The sequence below is a fragment of the Peteryoungia aggregata LMG 23059 genome (assembly GCF_030814435.1).
Taxonomy (GTDB): Bacteria; Pseudomonadota; Alphaproteobacteria; order Rhizobiales; family Rhizobiaceae; genus Allorhizobium; species Allorhizobium aggregatum.
Genome location: NZ_JAUSUW010000011.1, coordinates 90948 through 108442, shown reverse-complemented (window position 1 = coordinate 108442; position 17495 = coordinate 90948). Strand labels below are relative to the sequence as shown.

The following is a 17495-nucleotide window of genomic DNA, read 5'->3' as shown; positions in this document are numbered from 1 at the left end:
CTTGCGCCAGCCCGAGGAGATCTCAAATGCAGCTTCCACAGAATACAATCATTGCCGTTGCCGATGGCGAAAAGCTCGTCCTGTTTCAGCACGAGGGCGATGCCATGCATGTCAAGCTCAGGGCCATGCCGGACGAGGCGATCGACAGTTCGAAACTCTCCTCCGGCGCCCGTCACAGGAGCAGCGCGGCCAATCCCGACGACAGCCAGCAGGAAGAAGACGGCTTTGGCAGCGGCGTGACGGCGATGCTGAACCGGCATGTGCTGGATGGCACGATCACAAGCCTCGTCATCGTGGCGGCACCGCGCATGCTCGGCGAAATGCGCAGGGGCTATCACAAGGCACTTTTGGCAGTGCTGATCGGCGAGCTCGACAAGGATCTGACCGGGCATTCGGTGGCGGATATCGAAAAGGCGCTTGAAGCCGCCTGAACCGGATCTGCAGGCCGCAGAGTTCGACCGCCCCTTTCCAACAAAGCGCACGATAAAACAGTTCAGGCCCCGTCAGTGCTGACGGGGCCTGAACTTTGATGCAGAGCGGACTGGCGCTTCTGACTACTGGCGGACCATGATCTTCGCCTTGGTCGGCACGCGTTCGTAGAGGTCGATGATGTCCTGGTTCATCAGGCGCACGCAGCCCGAGGAGACGGCCTTGCCGATCGAGTTCCATTCCGGATTGCCGTGCAGGCGGTAGAGCGTGTCCTGACCGTTCTGGAAGATGTAGAGCGCACGCGCGCCGAGCGGGTTGTCGATGCCGCCGGGCTTGCCGCCATTGCGCGAGGAGTATTTCTCAAGCTCTGGCTGGCGGGCGATCATCTCGTCCGGCGGGGTCCACTTCGGCCATTTCTGCCGCCACTGGATGACGCCCGCGCCACCCCAGGCAAAGCCATCACGGCCGATACCGACACCGTAGCGCATGGCGGTGCCGCCGGGTTCGACCAGATAGAGGAAGCGGCTAGGCGTATCGACGACGACCGTGCCGGGGGCTTCGCCGGTGGGATCGATGACCTGCTGGCGATAGAAGCGCTCGGGGATCTTCCAGTAGGGCACGGCGGGGATGACGAAGCCGCCGTCATAGATTTCGCCATACATGGCGTCGAGTTCAGGCGTGCGGCCGGTCGGGGCCGCCGGCACGACCGGGCCTTCGAGGCGGGTGCCTGACGGAAGCGGGCGGGACGTGGTGCAGCTGGCAAGCAGGGAGGCCGCGCCGAGACCTGTCAGCGACAGGAGCGAACGGCGGGTCAGATGCGGTGTAGAGGACATGAATGTATCGGTTTCCTATGGCAATGCTGCGGAGGAAGACGCTGGGAGGTGCGCTTTGTTCCGCGATGATGCGATGCAAACAGGAAAGGTTCAATTAAAGCAACGCTGCCCCCCTTTCACGTTTTGGAGAGAGGCACACCGTCGCAAACGGGTGTCGCTAAATGACAACAATCGGGGTGTTGTCGGGCACGCGATCGAAGAGATCGATGACATCCTGGTTGAACATGCGCACGCAGCCCGAAGATGTTGCCTTGCCGACCGACTGCCAGTCCGGCGTGCCGTGGACGCGGTAAAGCGTGTCCTTGCCGTTCTGGTAGATGTAGAGCGCGCGGGCGCCAAGGGGATTGTTGAGACCGGCCACGAGACCGCCGCGGGCGGCCGAGACGGGCTTAAGGTTGGGGTTGTTCTCGACCATATCGTCGGTCGGGGTCCAGTGCGGCCACTTCGCCTTGCGCTGGATGACGCCCCTGCCCGACCAGGCATAGCCGTCGCGGCCGAGGCCGACACCATAGCGAATGGCCTTGCCGTTCGCCTGGACGAGATAGAGATAGTGCGCCTTGGTATCGACGACGATGGTGCCCGGGGCTTCGGCCGAGGCATAATCAACCTCCTGGCGCAGCATGTCCGAACGCACCCGGTCGAGCGGGATCGCCGGCAGGGTGTGACCCTCGTCGACCATCAGGCCATAGATTGTCCGGTGCAGCGGATTGGAGACCGGCAGGCCATAGGTCTGATGAAACTGCGTCTGGTAGAGGCTGCGCTTCTGCGGCGCGGCCTGATCGGCTGCCGGCGGCGTGCGGGCCGGGTCATACCAGACGGGCGCCACCTCGTCCTGGAAGACATCGATGTTCATGCGGCTGGTGTCGGTCATCAGGATGCAGCCCGAAAGCGAGCCGACAAGCGCCGTCCCGAGCCCGAGCGACAGCATGCGCTTCGACAGGAGAAAGGCCGTGGCGGCCGGGCCGGACGGGGAAGACTTGGACATGCTGCACCGATTCACTGACATCGTTGCAGCCACCCTGTCAGCTGCGGCTGGCGCGAAGCTTATGGCAAGAAGCGCCTGATCACGCCGTGTTAGCGCGATCATTTTTGGATTCGAACTCGCCGCCTCTGGGGTCACCATTGGATTAGTCCTTCATTTCATTCGCGAATTCTCACTCAACCTAGAAATACCAGACCTCCGCCCCGGACACTTTGGTTAACTTTCTTTAAATCAAATTGCTCAACTCATAAATACATCGTGGCAATACTTCCGAGAGGGGAATTAAAATGATGAACAACATTTATATAGGCAATAAAATATACATCGGCTTCGGATTGGTGCTGTCGATCCTGACAGTATTCGCCGGGATCTCGATCCACTCCAACCTGACCAATGCGGGCTACTTCAGCGAGTATCGGAGTGCGGCGCGGCTGACGAATGAGTCCGGTCGAATCCAGGCCAATATGCTCGAGGCTCGACTGTCGTTTCTCAAGTACAGAGCATCCCAGACCGAGGAGCTGCATCAGGAGGTGCTGAGCCGTCTCGCAACCACACGGCAGTCCATTGAGGCGACGGCAGGCATGGTCGAAACCGATCAGGAGCGCACGTCGATCCAGGGTTTCCTGGCCCAGGTGGAGGCCTATGAAGAAGGCTTCAAAAAAGTCTCCGAATTTCAGGCGCAGCGCGCTGTTCTGGTGACGGAGACGCTCAATCCTCTCGGCTCGGCAATAGCCGAAGAACTCTCTGCAATCAGCGAGGCTTTTGCTGGCGCGGGCAATACCGAAGCCGCTCTTGCCGCCAGCCGGATGCAGTATCAGATGGCCAACCTGCGCCTGGCCGCCAACAAGTTTCTTCTCGACAACAACGAGGCCAACTACACTGCCGCGATGGATTCCGCCGGCAGGGTTTCGGAGGAGGCCACCAAGGTCGCCGCCCTGATCATCGATCCCTCGCGCACCGAACGCTTCAAGGCGATCACTGCTGATGTTGCCAGCTATGTCGAAGCCTTTGGCAAGGTGCATGGCGTCATCACCGAGCGCAACGCCGTGATTGCCGGAACGATGGATGTCGCCGGGCCCGCCGTGACCAGCGCGGTGGAAGACCTCAAGCTCGGACTGAAGAAGGAGCAGGACACGCTTGGCCCGATGATCGCGGCAACCATGGACGGCTCCGTCACGACGGCTGTCAGCATCGGTGTCGTGGGCATCATGCTAGCGCTGACAATCGCCTTCTTCATCGCTCGCAGCATCACCAAGCCGATCGGTCAGATCACTGGCGCCATGGGTGCGCTCGCCGCCAACAAGCTGGAGACCGAAATCCCCGGCCTCGACCACAGAAGCGAGATCGGCCTGATGGCCAAGGCGGTCGACGTATTCAAGCAGAACGCCATCAAGATCCGCGATCTCGCGGCCCAGGAGGCGGCGCTGCAGGAAAAGAATACCGACCTGCAGTCGAACATCGCGACCGTGGTGGATGCGGCGGTCGCCGGCGACTTCACCCGCCGGATCACCAAGCATTACGACAATCCGGACCTCGATCGGTTTGCCGCCAATGTGAACACCCTGGTTCAGTCGGTCGATACGGGTATCGCCGAGACCCGGCGCGTGATCTCGGCCCTGGCGCAGGGCGACCTGACGGAAAGCATGGATGGCCGCTATCAGGGCGTGTTTGCCGAACTGCAGACCAATATGAACGAGACCATGGGCACGCTGCGCGCACTGATGCAGGAGGTGCGCCAGTCCGCCGACGTGATCAATGGCGGTGCGGACGAAATCCGTCAGGCGTCGAACGACCTGTCGAAGCGCACCGAAACCCAGGCTGCCTCGCTGGAGGAAACATCTTCGGCGCTGGAGGAGATCACGGTTGCGGTCAAGACCTCGACGGAGCGGGCGCAGGATTCGAGCCGCATGGTGACCGAGGCGCGGCAGTTCGCCGAGGCCTCGTCGAGCGTGGTGGGCGACGCCACCTCCGCGATGAGCCGGATCGAACAGGCCTCGAACGAGATCACCCAGATCATCAACGTGATCGACGAGATCGCCTTCCAGACCAACCTGCTGGCGCTGAATGCCGGGGTCGAGGCCGCGCGTGCCGGTGAAGCGGGCAAGGGCTTTGCCGTCGTTGCCCAGGAAGTCCGTGAACTCGCCCAACGTTCGGCGACCGCCGCCAAGGACATCAAGGCGCTGATCACCAAGTCGTCGCACGAGGTGGAGACCGGGGTGAAGCTCGTCACCTCCACCGGCCAGGCGCTGCGGGAGATCCAGGTCAAGGTCGTCGGCATTGCCAGCCAGGTCACCTCGATCGCCACCGCCGCCCAGGAGCAGTCGACCGGCCTTTCCGAGGTCAACATGGCCGTCAACCAGATGGACCAGATGACGCAGCAGAACGCCGCCATGGTCGAGGAAGCTGCCGCCAGCACGTCCCGCCTTGCGGACGAGACGGCGCATCTGAAGGCGCTGATCGCCCGCTTCAAGGTGCATAAGGAGGGCGTCGCCGCCCGCTACGCGGCCTGACATCCTCGACGAAAACCAGGACGAGGCAGAACGACCCCAGCTCTCCGTGAGCTGGGGTCTTTTCTTGTGTTCCAGCTGCTAATCGGCGACGACCGCCGGGTCCGGCTTACCTTCGCCTTCGCGCGGCAGGCGGATGTTGGGCAGAAGCAGCGCGCAGATGAGGCCGATGACCATCATGCCGGAGGCCGTCAGGAAGAGCGGGACGAAGGCGTCGGAATAGGCGTTGGCGACCAGCATCCGGGCGGCGTCCGGCAGGGCGGCCAGGGCTTCGGGCGTCAGGTTGCGGAAGTCGACGCCGCCGGGCAGCGCGATCTGGACATGGGTGAGGCCGGAGCTGACGATTGCGCCGTAGATGGAAATGGCGATGGCAGCACCGCCCATGCGGGTAAGCGTGACGGTGCCCGTGGCGGCCCCGACATCGGCTTTTGAGGCGGCGTTCTGCACGCCGATGACCGGCACCTGCTGGCCGACGCCGACGCCAAAACCCTGCAGCAGCATGACCATGCCGATGAAGACGACCGGCGTTCCGGCATGGATGAAGGAGAAGATGCCGAGGCTGATGACGCCCAGTGCAGTCGAGGCAATGCTGAAGGGCTTGTAGCGACCGCTTCTGGCGATCAGGCGGCCCGATGTCAGCGAGCCGAGCGCGATGCCGCCTGTTGTGGCGATGAAGAGCAGGCCGGCCATGGAGGGCGACAGGCCTGTTGTCGTCTGAAGGAAGAGTGCGATGTAGTTGACCGAGCCGATGCCGATCGCGCCCGAGACAATCGAGATGACCAGCAGCAGGTTGATGGTGGGCTTGGAGAAGAGCGACAGCGGCACGACGGGCTCCGGCGCGCGACGCTCGACCAAGACCCAGCCCGTGGCGCAGAGGGCGCCAAAGGCGACGACAGCCAGGCTTTCCCATGACATCAGCGAGCCGAATATCTGGCCGCTATCGGCCCAGAAGACGATGGAGGCGACGGCACCGGCGAGCAGGATCGCGCCGGCATAGTCGATCTTCGGTTTGCGGTTCGGCTTGCGATAGGGAAGCAGGAAGGCGAGACCGATGAAGACGGCAATGCCGATCGGCAGGTTGACGAGGAAAATCGAGCGCCAGCCAAAGAGATCCGACAAAGTCCCACCAAGGACCGGACCCAGCGCGCCCGAGGCCATTAGCACAAGGCTCGAATAGCTCTGGTAGCGGGCGCGCTCACGCGGTTCGAAGAGATCGGCATTGATCGAGAAGATTGAGACCATGATGCCGCCGCCGCCGAGCGCCTGGAGGACGCGGGCTGCAATCAGCGTGTCCATGGAGACGGCGAGGCCGCAGACCAGGGAGCCGAGCGTGAAGATCGCGATCGCCGCCATGATCACGTATTTGCGGCCGAAGAGATCGCCGAGTTTGCCGTAGAGCGGCATGACGGCGCTGGTGGTCAGCAGATAGGCGGAGCCGACCCAGCCGAAACGCTCGAGCTCGCCGAATTCACCGACGATGGTGGGCAGCGCGGTGGAGACGATCTGGTTGTCGAGGGTGGCCATGAACATGGCCGACATCAAGAGGAGATAGACGAAGAGGCGAAGTTTCGGATCGGTGACCAGGGGCGTGCTGCCCGAGCCCGCCGGGCCGCCCGTTGCGGCTGACGGCGCATTGGGATGCGGTTCAAAGCGTGTATCAGGCCCGGACTGGGCCGCGGTGGTGAACTTGGTCATGGATCGGGGGCTCCTGTCTGACCGCAAAATGTGCCTCTCGCAATTATATGTCAATAGCACATATTTGCTGATGGCATCTATTTTGCTTTTCGAGCAAGGCGCGCTCTGTTATGCTCCCGCCATGATGTCTGCTTCACACCCCAAACCCGCCGCCGATGAACCCGTCACCGAACCCGCCGCGGTTCCCTTCTCAGGCGATCCGCCGCTGGCCGCGATCGGCCAGGCGATGACCCGCATGCGGCTTCTGATCGGCCGCCGGTTCATCGGGCGCATGGCCTTGAAGCGCATCGGCACCGGGCTCGAACTCTCCGACCTCGATGCGATTGGCGTCATCAAGCGGATCGGCAGCCAGCAGGAGGTAACGGTGGGCACGATTGCCGAGCAGTTGAGGATCGACCCCTCGCGCGGCAGCCGGATCGTGGCGGACCTCGTGCGTCAGGGCCTGCTGGAGCGGGCCGCCTCACAGGAGGACGGGCGCCGCAGCCTGGTCAAGGTGACGGCGGCCGGACGGCAGGTGCTGGACGAGATCGAGGCGATCAAGCGGGAGATCATCGCAGAAGCCACGGCCGGATGGCCGGCGGCAGACGTGGAGGCCTTCGGGCGCCTCTACACGCGCTTCACAGAGGGCCTTGAAGCCCGGTTCGACCGCTTCGAGCAGGACGAGAGCTAAGAGGGGCATGCCGCAGGGCATGACGGCATCGGCCCGGAATTCGGGCAAGACTGCCGCAGAAACGACCCGACCGGCACTCCCTCCCCCGAGAAAATGCCGGCCGGTCGTCATGGGACTGGTTGTTCACCACCTTCCCGCTCCGCCAGAACAGGAAAGGCTTGCGTCCCATGCCGAAGGAAAATGGGATCAGATGGGCTTGGGGCCCTGCATTGCATTGTAGATCTTCTTGCCCAATACGACGGCAATCGGAATGGAGATCACCAGACCCGTCGCAAAAGCCGCCGCGATCTGCCAGCCTTGCCGCATGTCCAGGGACAAGACCGCGATGACCGATGCGCCGCCCACGGCGCTGGCAACCAGGATATAGAGGACTGCGGCCAGACGAAGCATGGTCTTTCTCCTTCGCACTCACGTCTTTCGATAATCACCATAGGAGTCTGGCGGCGAATTTCCTTGATCTGGCTCAAGTCCTTGCTCGCGATCGCTTAGACCAAAGGCGAAGTCCTTCATCTCAGACGTTAACACTGTTTTAAGCCTGTTCTTGCCGGTCCGTCGCACTTGCTCCAAGGTCGCCCCATTCGCAATCCACCCGAAACGGAACGAACAGGATGCCTTCTCGACGCTCGGTCATGCTTGGCCTCGGCGGGCTGCTCGCGACGGCGGGACTGCCGGCTGGCCCGCGCATGGCTGGAGCCCAGACGCTTGCCATGGCGGAGCTGCGGGGTGGTTTCGATGCGGCGGAGGCCGGGATCCTGCCGGGCACGGAAGACGACCAGAGCCGCAAGCTGCAGGCACTGATCGACCGCGCAGCCGCCGTCGGCCAGCCGGTCTTCCTGCCGGCCGGCACCTATGAGGTTGCCAATCTGGAACTGCGCGACGGCAGCCGGCTGACCGGGGTTCCGGGCCTGACCCGGCTCATCTATCGCGGCGACGGCCACCTGATCGCGGGCCAGGATATCTCCCGGGTCAGCCTTTCCGGCATCACTTTCGACGGCGCCAATCGCTGGCTGGCGGACTATACGGAAGGGCTTCTTGCCTTCCGAAGCGTCGACGAGGTCGTGATCGACGGCTGCGAGATCGTCGGCAGCCGCAAATGCGGGATCTATCTCGCGCGCTCCGGCGGCCGGATCGAGGACACACGCGTCTCGGGAGCCGCCGAGACCGGGGTCTGGGCGATCGAGAACAGAGCCTTTTCAGTTCGCAACAATCATGTCTCCGACTGTGGCAATGGCGGCATCCTCGTGCATCGCTGGACGAAAGGCGAGGACGGCACGGTCATCACCGGCAACCGGGTGGCGCGTATCGGCGCGACCAATGGCGGCACCGGTCAGTATGGCAACGGCATCAACGTCTTCAGGGCCGACAACGTACTGGTTTCCCAGAACCACGTCTCCGACTGTGCCTTTTCCGCGATCCGGGCGAACTCGGCCTCCAACATCACCATCAGCGGCAACCAGGCCTTCCGCTCGGGCGAGACGGCTGTCTATGCCGAGTTCGAATTCGAGGCAGCGCTGATTACGGACAACCTGATCGATGGCGCGGCGATCGGCATCTCGGTCGCCAATTTCGACCAGGGCGGGCGGCTTTCGACCGTCAGCAACAACATTGTCAGGGGCATCGTGAACAAGGGCCCCTATGAGCCGATCGTCAGCGGCTTCGGCTTCGGCATTTCCGTGGAGGCCGACACGCTGGTGAGCGGCAACCTGGTGGAGGGCGCGCAAACGGCGGCCATCGCAGTGGGCTGGGGGCCCTATCTTCGTAACGTCATCGTCAGCGACAACATCCTGCGCGGCAGCCCGGAGGGCATGCGGATCAGCGTGGTGGAGGGTGCGGGCCATGCGGTGGTGCGCGACAACATCATCGAAGGCGCATCAGATGGTGCCATCCTCGGCTATCGCTGGAACGACCGGGTGACGGAAGACCTGGCCGACGAGAGCTCCTCCTTCGTTAACCTCAGCCTTTCCGGCAACATACGCGTGGCGTCCTGATCCGGGACAATGTGGCGCCGATCGTTTACGGATCGGAAACCAATATCGGTATTTCCGGGTAGTCGTAATTTCTGTTTAAGGTGACGCTGATCTACTCGTTGCAGTCACACGGCAACGGCACCCATGTTCCTGAAACTTCAGAATACCATCCTCGAAATGATCGCCACCGGGCGTTCCCTGGCCGAAACCGTCGATCTGCTTTGCCGCGAGGTCGAGCAGATGAGCGACGACATCGTCTGCTCGGTGCTGCTGCTGGACGATGAGAAGCGCTTGCGCCACCTCGCCGGACCGTCCCTGCCCTTCGAATACACCGCGGCCATCGACGGGACCGCCGTCGGGCCGGGTGTCGGCTCCTGCGGGACGGCGGCACATACAGGCGAACCGGTGCTGGTGGAAGATATCGACACCCATCCCTATTGGCAGCCCTACAAGGGGCTTGCCCTGCCCATCGGCCTGAAGGCCTGCTGGTCAACACCGATCATCGGCGCCGGTAAGGTGCTCGGCACCTTCGCCTTCTACTACCGTGTAGCGCGCGGGCCCTCCGCTGACGAGCGCGCCGTGGTCGAGGCCTGCGTGCATCTCTGCGCGATCGCCATCGAACGTGACCAGCGCATCGCCGAACGGCGGCGGCTCGCAGAAACCGACAACCTGACAGGACTCGGCAATCGCAGCCGGTTCAACGAAACGATCAATGAGGTGGCGCGCCGGGGCACAGACTGGGCCCTGATGCTGATCGACCTCGACAATCTGAAGATGGTCAACGACACGTTCGGCCATGGCGCCGGTGACGGCCTGATCCACATCGTCGCGCAGCGGCTGAAGGAAATGGCCCCGGCCAACATGACCTTCCGGATCGGCGGCGACGAATTCGCGGTGATCGTGCCCTGCCTGGAAACGACGGATCCGACGGAACTCGCCGATCGGCTGATCCACCGGATCAAGGAGCCGGCCGATTGCGGCGGGCATCTGGTCTATCCCGCCGCCACGCTTGGCGGCGCCAAGGCCGGCCTGGAGCGGAGCCCGCAACAGGTGCGGCAGAATGCCGACTACGCGCTTTATCACGCCAAGGAACGGGCGCGCGGGCGCTATCTGGAATATGCCCCCGGCCTCGGCACCGCGATCGTCAAACGTTTCCGCTCGGTGCAGGACGTCGACAAGGCACTGCGCGACGACCGGATCGATGCCCATTACCAGGCTGTGGTGCATCTGACGACCGGCCGGATCATGGGTTTCGAATCGCTATGCCGGATGATCGCCCCGGACGGTACGCTGGTGGCAGCCGCCCATTTCCACGAAGCGATGAAGGATGCGCATGTGGCGATCGAGATCACCGATCGCATGCTCGAGCGGGTTGCCGCCGATGCCGGCCGCTGGCGGGCCGAGGGCCTGCCCTTCTCGCGCGTCGGGATCAATCTTTCCGCCGCCGATTTCCATCGCGGCGGGCTGACGCAACGCATGCTCGATGCCTTTGCCAAACAGGGCGTCGGCGCCGAGAAGATCGTCGCGGAGGTGACGGAATCCGTCTATCTCGCCCAGAAGGATCACGTGGTTGCCGAGGAAATCCACGCCATGCGCGAGGCTGGCATCAAGGTCGCCCTCGACGATTTCGGCACCGGCTTCGCCTCGCTGACGCATCTGCTGACCGTGCCGGTGGACATTCTGAAAATCGACAAATGCTTCGTGCGCCGGCTCTCGGATGCCGGCGGCGGCGGCGGCGTCATCACCAAGGGGCTGCTGGAGATCGCCCGGGGCCTCGGCATCTGGGTGGTGGCGGAGGGCGTCGAGGAACAGGGACAGGCCGAACATCTGCTGTCGCTCGACTGCACCGCAGGCCAGGGTTATTTCTTCTCGCGTCCGGTCGACCGACACCAGACGACCGCGTTCCTGAGGGCGAGCGGTTTCCATCGCGACTGGACCGGCATCCTGAAGGAGCGGGCTGGCGAGCCCGAGCTGCATCGGGCAGGCTGAGGCCGTGACCCCGCCTGCCCACAGCCAGGCTTACGACATCACCGCAGCGCGCTCCCCGAGACCACGGCTGGAAACGAGCCGGATGAGCGCGCGCGCCTCCGGCGGCGGTCGCTTCTCCATCCGCCGGTAGAGGCGGCAATCGGGCGTTCGCGTCAAAAGCCCCATATTGACCAGTTCTCGGCGGATCAGCACGTGATCGGCAAAGCCGTTGTGGCGCATCAGCACGTCGTTCACCGCCTTTTCGGGCATCTCCCCCCCGGCCGGCAGAAAGGACCAGAGCACCCAAAGGGCGAGCTGCTGCTGGCTGAACTTGCCAGGCCAGCGAACGAGCACGTCCGTTCCGGCAAAGCAGCGGGCGGTGAGCTCGACGCGACGGAAATCGACCGCAGGCTCGGCCTCGACGACCGGTGGGTTGGCAAGACGTTGCTCTGCTGCGCGGCTTGCCTTGAAATGCTGATAGTTGCGAAAGCCCACGGCACGGGTCAGCATGTTCAAGAGCTCGACATGGCCGGGCAATTCCGCCCGTGTCTCCAGTTCGCGCTTCAGGGACTTGGCCAGCGCCGACAGATCGGGCGCAGAATAAGCGTGTGTTGTCCTCGACATCTCAATTCTCCTGGTCGTGCCCGGTCGCGAGAGCAACCAACAAGGCCGGTGGTCACCGACTTCCGACGGGGCACGGGAAAACGAGCTGACGTCGACAAGAGAAAGGCAGGTTTAGCTCCCCTCATCGGGGCGGTGACGCCTGGGTGAACTGCGGACCCTGGAGGTCCATGGATACGCGCGGCCGGCGGGGATTGTCAATTCCGCCGGCGATCAGGAAATTTCATCGATGCCATCAACGGGGACGGCTTTTCCTACCGTCCGCTGCAAGATAGTTTTCTGCGCACCATTCAAGGGAGACCGGCATGCTGAAGATCTATGGCGTCTACAAGTCCCGCGCGACACGCGTTCTCTGGCTGATGGAGGAGCTTGGCGCCCCCTTCGAGCTGGTACCGGTGCTGCAGGCCTACAAGCTCAAGGATCCGATGGCAGCAGATGCGCGGCTGAACACCCGTTCAGCCGGCTTTCTCGCGGTCAATCCGATGGGCAGCATCCCGACGATCGAGGACGACGGGCTGGTGCTGAACGAGTCGCTGGCGCAAACGCTTTATGTGGCACGCAAGCATGGCGGGCCGATCGCGCCGCGCGATCTCATCGAAGAGGCGCAGATGCTGCAATGGTCGCTGTTTGCCGCGACCTCGATCGAGACGGAAGCCTTGAAAATCTCCATGGCCAACAACGAAGGACGGCTCGCGACCGAGGCCGGTCAGGCGGAGGCCAAGGCGGTTGCGCGCATCCTTTCGCGGCCATTCGGCGTGATGGAGAAGCATTTTTCCAGCAATGATTACGCCGTCGGCGGACGCTTCACCGTGGCCGACATCAACCTCGGCGAAGTGGTGCGTTATGCCCAGGCCTACCAGCCGCTGTTCGACGCCCATCCGAAGACGGCAGAATGGCTTGCCCGCATCCAGGCACGCCCGGGTTTCAAGGCGATGTGGGAGAAGCGACTGGCCGAGGTGGAGTAGCCACTTTCACTCTGGCCCGGCCCCCCGCATGAACGGACGCGCCAGCACCCAATAGCCGGTGTGGTGGTGGACAAGCCCCGTCACCACCACGAGCCGGATGAGCTGCACCAGGACCATGGCGACTGCGGCGCCGGTGATGCCCCAAAGGGGCACCAGCAACAGCATGAGGACGAGGCAGGCAGCCACCGAAATCGAGACGATCAAAAGGCTCAGGCGGTAGCGGCCCTGGACGACGAGCAGCTCGGCGGCCTGGCCGGTGGCAGCGCGGATGACATAGGCGAGCCCAAGCAGAGCCAGGCAGGGATAGGCCGATACGAAGGCCTCTCCAAAGAGGTGCAACAGGGGATAGCCGGCGACAAGAGTGAGGGCGACCGAGGGAATGGTGAGCCAGAAGGTGGCGTTGGTCGAGCGGGTGATGCGGGCCTGCAGCCCTGCCCTGTCGGCCGAGGCGAGTGACTGGGAGAAGCCACGGGCGGCGACCAGCATGAAGCCATATTGCACGAAGGCGGCAAGCGACAGTGACCGCTGGGCGGCGAAATAAAGCGAGGCCTGATCGGGCGGCACCAGGAAGCCGAGGATCAGTACGTCGATCCAGACGAAGAGTTCCTCCGCCGTCATCGCGGGCATCATCAGCACCGAAGCGAGAAGCCAGAAGCGGCGGCGCTCGGGCGTCGTCACGGGCCGAACGCTTCTCGGCAGGCGGGCGCGCAGGATGAGAGCCTGGACCACGAGCACCAGCACGGAGGCGAGCACGACGAGGGAGAGAACCGTCACGGCATCGAGGGCAAGACCGGCAAGCTCGGCGATCCCGACCCCGAGCATGATCAGCACTGGTCGCAGGATGAAACCCGGAATGGTCGAGAGCGCATACCAGCCGAAGCCTCTGGCGATACCGGTCAGATAGGTTTCGAGCGAGAGAACGGGAAAGCCAAGCGCGAGCACCCCGATGGGGAGCAGGAAAGCCGGATCGACGAGATCAGGCAGCAGGAAAAGGAAGGCAAGGGCTGCGACGGCCAGAAACCCGGACCCGAGAATGACGGCGCGAAAGCCGGTTGCGAGATAGCCGGCGAGATGGGCTTGGCTGTCGCGCCGGCCATAACGCGGGATGAAGCGGGCGGCGGAATCGTAGAAACCGAGCACGCCGACCTGGCCGACGACGCTGACCCAGGTCCAGAGGATGACATAGACCCCGTAGTCCTCAAGTGCCATCAGGCGGGCGAGCAGGATCTGAAGGCCAAGACCGACAAAGGCGGCGGCAATGCGCACCGAAATGCTGACAAGCGCACCGTGCAGGCCGGGATCGTCGAGGACACCGACAAGCTTGCGCCGCAGTCTCGCTATCATGGAACGCAGCAGAGCATCAGGCTCACGGTGCTGCCGTTTCGACCAAAGAACTGCTGAAGCGCATCGATGGTGACCCGCACGCGGTTTCGCCAGGCCGGGCCGATCCCGTCATAAAGCGCGCGCAGACGCGGACGAAGGCCCGCCTTCCAGTGGCGGCAATACAGATAGCCGAGCGAGGTGAAGGGGATGTAGCTTGCTGCCAGCGGTTCCGCCGTATTGGTCCAGCTCGACTTGTAGGTCGAGGGATCGTTCAGGAAGTCGAAACGCCGGATGCCAGTCTCGATCGCCCAGCGCTGGGCATTCTCCATCTGCACCTTGCCGGGGGAGTGTTTCTGGTAGGTCAGATCGATCGCACCGAGAAAACAGTAGTAGTGCTGCCGGAAGCGCATGCCGAGCTCCATGGCGATCGGCACCCCGTCGAGCGTCAGCGCATGCAGGAAGACGCGACCCTCATCCTCATCGGCCCCCTCGCCCAGACCATGCAGGAAGGCGGTGAAGCGCGGATCGAAGACGTTGCGGCCGCGGCGGCCGGTGCCCTTCAGCCAGTCCTGCTTCATTGCCAGGCAGCGCTCGATATTCTCGGCATAGCCCTCGCTGCCGGGAACCAAAATGCGATAATCGACGACGCCCAGCTTTTCCAGCCTGTTGCGGCGGCTGTTGCGCTGCAGGCGCTGCTTCTTCGGCAAGCTGCGGTGATGGCTCTCCCAGTCGGGAAATCCGGTCAGGTCGAAGATGGAGGACTGCTGCGAGACGGCAGACGAGCGGCCCTCTCCCTCGATGATGCGGGCAAGCAATGCGCTTTGCGGCACGTGATCGACACAGATGGCATCACGGCCGCCGCGATTGCGGATCTTCTCGAAGACGGCGCCGCCAAGCGCGACATCGAAGGCGCCGGGATCGTAAAGCACCGTGGCATACTGGTTCATCGGCGCGGTCAGCGGCATCAGCACGGTGAGCGACGCGCCGATGCGGCGCGTCATCAGCGGCCAGATCATGATGCAATCGGCGCCATCCCACAGCACGTAGATCTTGGGCCTCGCACGGGCGCTCTCCTCTTCGGAGAGGAAGGTCCTGCACCAGGTTCTGCACCAGTCGAAGCTCTGGAAATAGGTGAAGGTCTCCGGGCAGCGCCGCTCCAGCGCCTGCCACTCTTCCTTCAGGGCTTCGAGATCGTCGAGGCTTTCACGGCATTCGAGTTCGAGCACGCGGCCGTTCCGCTCGACGGGCACGGTCCAGCGGCCGCCGGTCACGGTGCCGGTCGCCTGTTCATGCTCTCTCATCGAAACATCCATGGGAATCGGCCTCGTCGGTTGCGCATGGTGGATCGTGCGAAAAGCCTAACCGGCAAGGGTTAAACCTCCCTTGAGGCGAACGCAGCGCATGCGGACACCTCTGACATGGCGACGAAGGATCAGGCAAAAAGCACATCTGTGACCCTGACGGTGCCGACGGCCAAGCCGTTCCAGTTGGTCATGCCATGATGGGCAAGGCTCATCAGGGCGGCTTGCTCCTCACTGTCCTTTTCGAAATGGCGGGCGAGCAGGGCTGCCATCATCGCCTCGGCGGCGCGGCTTGCGCCATCCTCGGCCTTGACGGCAAAGGACAGGCCTTTTTCCGGCAGCAGCGCGCAGAAGACGCCTTCGGCACCGGTCTTGGCGAAGATTTTCCCCGGCGCCACCTGCATCAGCTTCGTGCAGAAACGTTTCGTTCCGGCGACATAAAAGGGTTCGGCCATGCAGGCGTCGATCAAACGGCGGGCAGCGGCAGCGCGGATCGGTTCAAGGCCCCTGCCCGTCGCAAGCCTGCCGAAACCGCGCGCAAGGCCCGTGAGCGGTACGGCATAGGTCGGGATGGAGCAGCCGTCGGTGCCGCAATTGTCTCTTGAGAGAACAGCACCGGTCAGATCCGCCATGATGGCGCGGATCGCCTGCTGCAGCGGGTGGTCGAAGCCGGCATAGCCGCGCGGGTCTTCACCGATGTGACAACAGGTGCAGACGAAGCCGGAATGTTTGCCGGAGCAGTTGTTGTGGAGAGCTGACGGTCTGTCGAGCGTGCGGGCCTGCTCGATCAGCACCGGTTGATGCGAGGACCAGTGGGCGCCGCATTCGAGCACGCTTTCGTCCCGGCCGGCGGCCTTCAACATGGACGCGGCGGTCGCAACATGCTCCGGCTCGCCGGAATGGGAGGAGCAGGCAAGTGCCAGCTCCCGGTTGCCGAAACCATAGGCATCAGCCGCCCCGCTCTCGACCAGCGGCAGCGCCTGCATGGCCTTGCAGGCGGAACGCGGGAAGATGGCGGCATCGATGTCACCGGCGGAAAAGAGGATCTGGCCTTCGGCATCGACCACGACTGCCATGCCGCGATGGCGGCTCTCGACGAGTTGACCGCGCGTGACCTCGACCGTGACCGGATTTTCCATGCTCTGCCTCAAAATGCCAACAATCTCAGTCTCCATTTAAAGCATGCAACGTCAACTTGTTCGAGGTCGGGATTGAAATTTCTGCTGCGCGCGGTCTCCGTCATTCTGCTGGTCTTCGTTCTGCCGACGCTGGTTTCGGCGGGGCTCTGGGTGTCGCAGGATCGGCCGCAGCGCTGGAGCGAGGCGAACTGGGGGTCCTCTGGCCTCTTGCCCAGCGCGGAAGAGAGCCCGCAAGCGGCGATCTACGTGTTCTCGGCGATGACCGGCGGCTTGAAAGGCGCGATTGCCAGCCATGCCTGGATCGTCACCAAGGACGAAAACGGCAGCTATCAGCGCTATGACAAGGTGGGCTGGGGCTCCCCCATTCGCCGCAACCACCGGGCGCCCGACGCCTTCTGGTATTCCAACCCGCCGCGCCTCGTGGCCGAGGTGAAGGGCGAGGCGGCGAAGCGGCTGATCCCTCAGGTGGAGGCGGCGATCGCGGGCTATCCCCATGGCCAGCCGGGCGGTTACCGGATCTATCCGGGGCCGAATTCCAACACGTTTGTCGCCCATGTGCTGCGCGAGGTGCCGGAACTTGGCGCGGTTTTGCCGCCGGATGCCGTGGGGCGCGACTACCTGCCTGATGGTGCCTTCTATCATCTCGACAAGGACGGACGCGACCTGCATGTGAGCCTCGGCGGGCTGGCCGGGCTTTCGGTGGGGATGCGCAGCGGGCTGGAGGTGAATTTCCTGGGGCTGGTCGCCGGCATCGATATCGCCCGGCCAGGCATCAAGGTGCCGGGCTTTGGCACGGTTGGGCTGTGAGCGCGAAGGCTTGCCGACAACCGGAATCAAAAGAGCCACCCGCGAGGGTGGCTCCCATGAGTTTTGGTCCTGTTGTCTGGACCCGGACGGGGCAACCGTCCGAAGGAAGGCTGTGTCAGGCCGAGGGCTGCCCCGTCAAAACCGCATCCTTTCCAAAGTCACATACGCAGACCGAAATCTCATTAGACATTGGATCACCTTCCTTTCGTTACGTTGCCGATGGGTAAAAGGTAGGGTGACAGGCGGGATTCGACAAGGCACGTTGTGTGACGGTTTGTTTGGATAATT

At 63.4% G+C, this 17495-nt stretch carries 15 protein-coding genes; 7 read left to right on the top strand and 8 right to left on the bottom strand.

What is annotated here, in order from left to right; genetic code table 11:
- Positions 1-26: 26 nt before the first annotated feature.
- A complete protein-coding gene (locus J2045_RS17860; protein ID WP_307375237.1) occupies positions 27-431 on the top strand; it encodes a host attachment family protein in 405 nt (134 codons plus the stop codon).
- A 123-nt stretch (positions 432-554) separates the two neighbouring features.
- Here J2045_RS17860 and J2045_RS17855 read toward each other — a convergent pair whose 3' ends face one another.
- Positions 555-1262, bottom strand: coding sequence for a L,D-transpeptidase (locus J2045_RS17855; protein WP_307375234.1), 708 nt, complete (start codon positions 1260-1262; stop codon positions 555-557).
- Positions 1263-1419: 157 nt separating this feature from the next.
- Entirely contained in the window at positions 1420-2190 is a 771-nt protein-coding gene (locus J2045_RS17850) for a L,D-transpeptidase (protein ID WP_307375387.1), read from the bottom strand.
- 341 nt (positions 2191-2531) lie between these two features.
- Between J2045_RS17850 and J2045_RS17845 the strand changes: the two genes are divergently transcribed.
- Positions 2532-4754, top strand: coding sequence for a methyl-accepting chemotaxis protein (locus J2045_RS17845; protein ID WP_307375231.1), 2223 nt, complete (start codon positions 2532-2534; stop codon positions 4752-4754).
- 78 nt (positions 4755-4832) lie between these two features.
- On the opposite strand, the gene J2045_RS17840 is transcribed toward J2045_RS17845, so the two are convergent.
- A complete protein-coding gene (locus tag J2045_RS17840; RefSeq protein ID WP_307375229.1) occupies positions 4833-6446 on the bottom strand; it encodes an MDR family MFS transporter in 1614 nt (537 codons plus the stop codon).
- A 64-nt stretch (positions 6447-6510) separates the two neighbouring features.
- Between J2045_RS17840 and J2045_RS17835 the strand changes: the two genes are divergently transcribed.
- Positions 6511-7116: a MarR family winged helix-turn-helix transcriptional regulator gene (locus J2045_RS17835; protein WP_307375226.1), complete on the top strand. Its 606-nt coding sequence runs from the start codon at positions 6511-6513 to the stop codon at positions 7114-7116.
- A gap of 186 nt (positions 7117-7302) precedes the next feature.
- Here the strand turns inward: J2045_RS17835 and J2045_RS17830 are convergent, their stop codons facing one another.
- A complete protein-coding gene (locus J2045_RS17830; protein WP_307375222.1) occupies positions 7303-7506 on the bottom strand; it encodes a hypothetical protein in 204 nt (67 codons plus the stop codon).
- Between the two features lie 218 nt (positions 7507-7724).
- Here J2045_RS17830 and J2045_RS17825 point away from each other — a divergent pair, with 218 nt between their 5' ends.
- On the top strand, positions 7725-9104 hold the full coding sequence (locus J2045_RS17825; protein WP_307375219.1) for a TIGR03808 family TAT-translocated repetitive protein: 1380 nt from the start codon (positions 7725-7727) through the stop codon (positions 9102-9104).
- Between the two features lie 123 nt (positions 9105-9227).
- A complete protein-coding gene (locus J2045_RS17820; RefSeq protein ID WP_307375215.1) occupies positions 9228-11072 on the top strand; it encodes a putative bifunctional diguanylate cyclase/phosphodiesterase in 1845 nt (614 codons plus the stop codon).
- A gap of 30 nt (positions 11073-11102) precedes the next feature.
- Here the strand turns inward: J2045_RS17820 and J2045_RS17815 are convergent, their stop codons facing one another.
- Positions 11103-11675, bottom strand: a complete 573-nt coding sequence (locus J2045_RS17815; protein ID WP_307375213.1) for a DUF2087 domain-containing protein — start codon at positions 11673-11675, stop codon at positions 11103-11105.
- Positions 11676-11977: 302 nt separating this feature from the next.
- On the opposite strand from J2045_RS17815, the gene J2045_RS17810 reads away from it, so the two are divergent.
- Positions 11978-12637, top strand: a complete 660-nt coding sequence (locus J2045_RS17810) for a glutathione S-transferase family protein (protein WP_307375211.1) — start codon at positions 11978-11980, stop codon at positions 12635-12637.
- A 6-nt stretch (positions 12638-12643) separates the two neighbouring features.
- Here J2045_RS17810 and J2045_RS17805 read toward each other — a convergent pair whose 3' ends face one another.
- The 3 genes from J2045_RS17805 to J2045_RS17795 form a co-directional block, all read right to left on the bottom strand.
- Positions 12644-13981 (bottom strand): lipopolysaccharide biosynthesis protein, encoded by a 1338-nt coding sequence (locus tag J2045_RS17805; RefSeq protein ID WP_307375208.1) that lies wholly within the window; start codon positions 13979-13981, stop codon positions 12644-12646.
- A complete protein-coding gene (locus tag J2045_RS17800; RefSeq protein ID WP_307375205.1) occupies positions 13978-15261 on the bottom strand; it encodes a GNAT family N-acetyltransferase in 1284 nt (427 codons plus the stop codon). Before J2045_RS17800 ends, J2045_RS17805 begins: the two co-directional genes overlap by 4 nt.
- A 131-nt stretch (positions 15262-15392) precedes the next feature.
- Positions 15393-16400 (bottom strand): asparaginase, encoded by a 1008-nt coding sequence (locus J2045_RS17795; RefSeq protein WP_307375202.1) that lies wholly within the window; start codon positions 16398-16400, stop codon positions 15393-15395.
- A 72-nt stretch (positions 16401-16472) separates the two neighbouring features.
- Here J2045_RS17795 and J2045_RS17790 point away from each other — a divergent pair, with 72 nt between their 5' ends.
- Positions 16473-17207: a DUF3750 domain-containing protein gene (locus J2045_RS17790; RefSeq protein WP_307375201.1), complete on the top strand. Its 735-nt coding sequence runs from the start codon at positions 16473-16475 to the stop codon at positions 17205-17207.
- Positions 17208-17495: the final 288 nt, after the last annotated feature.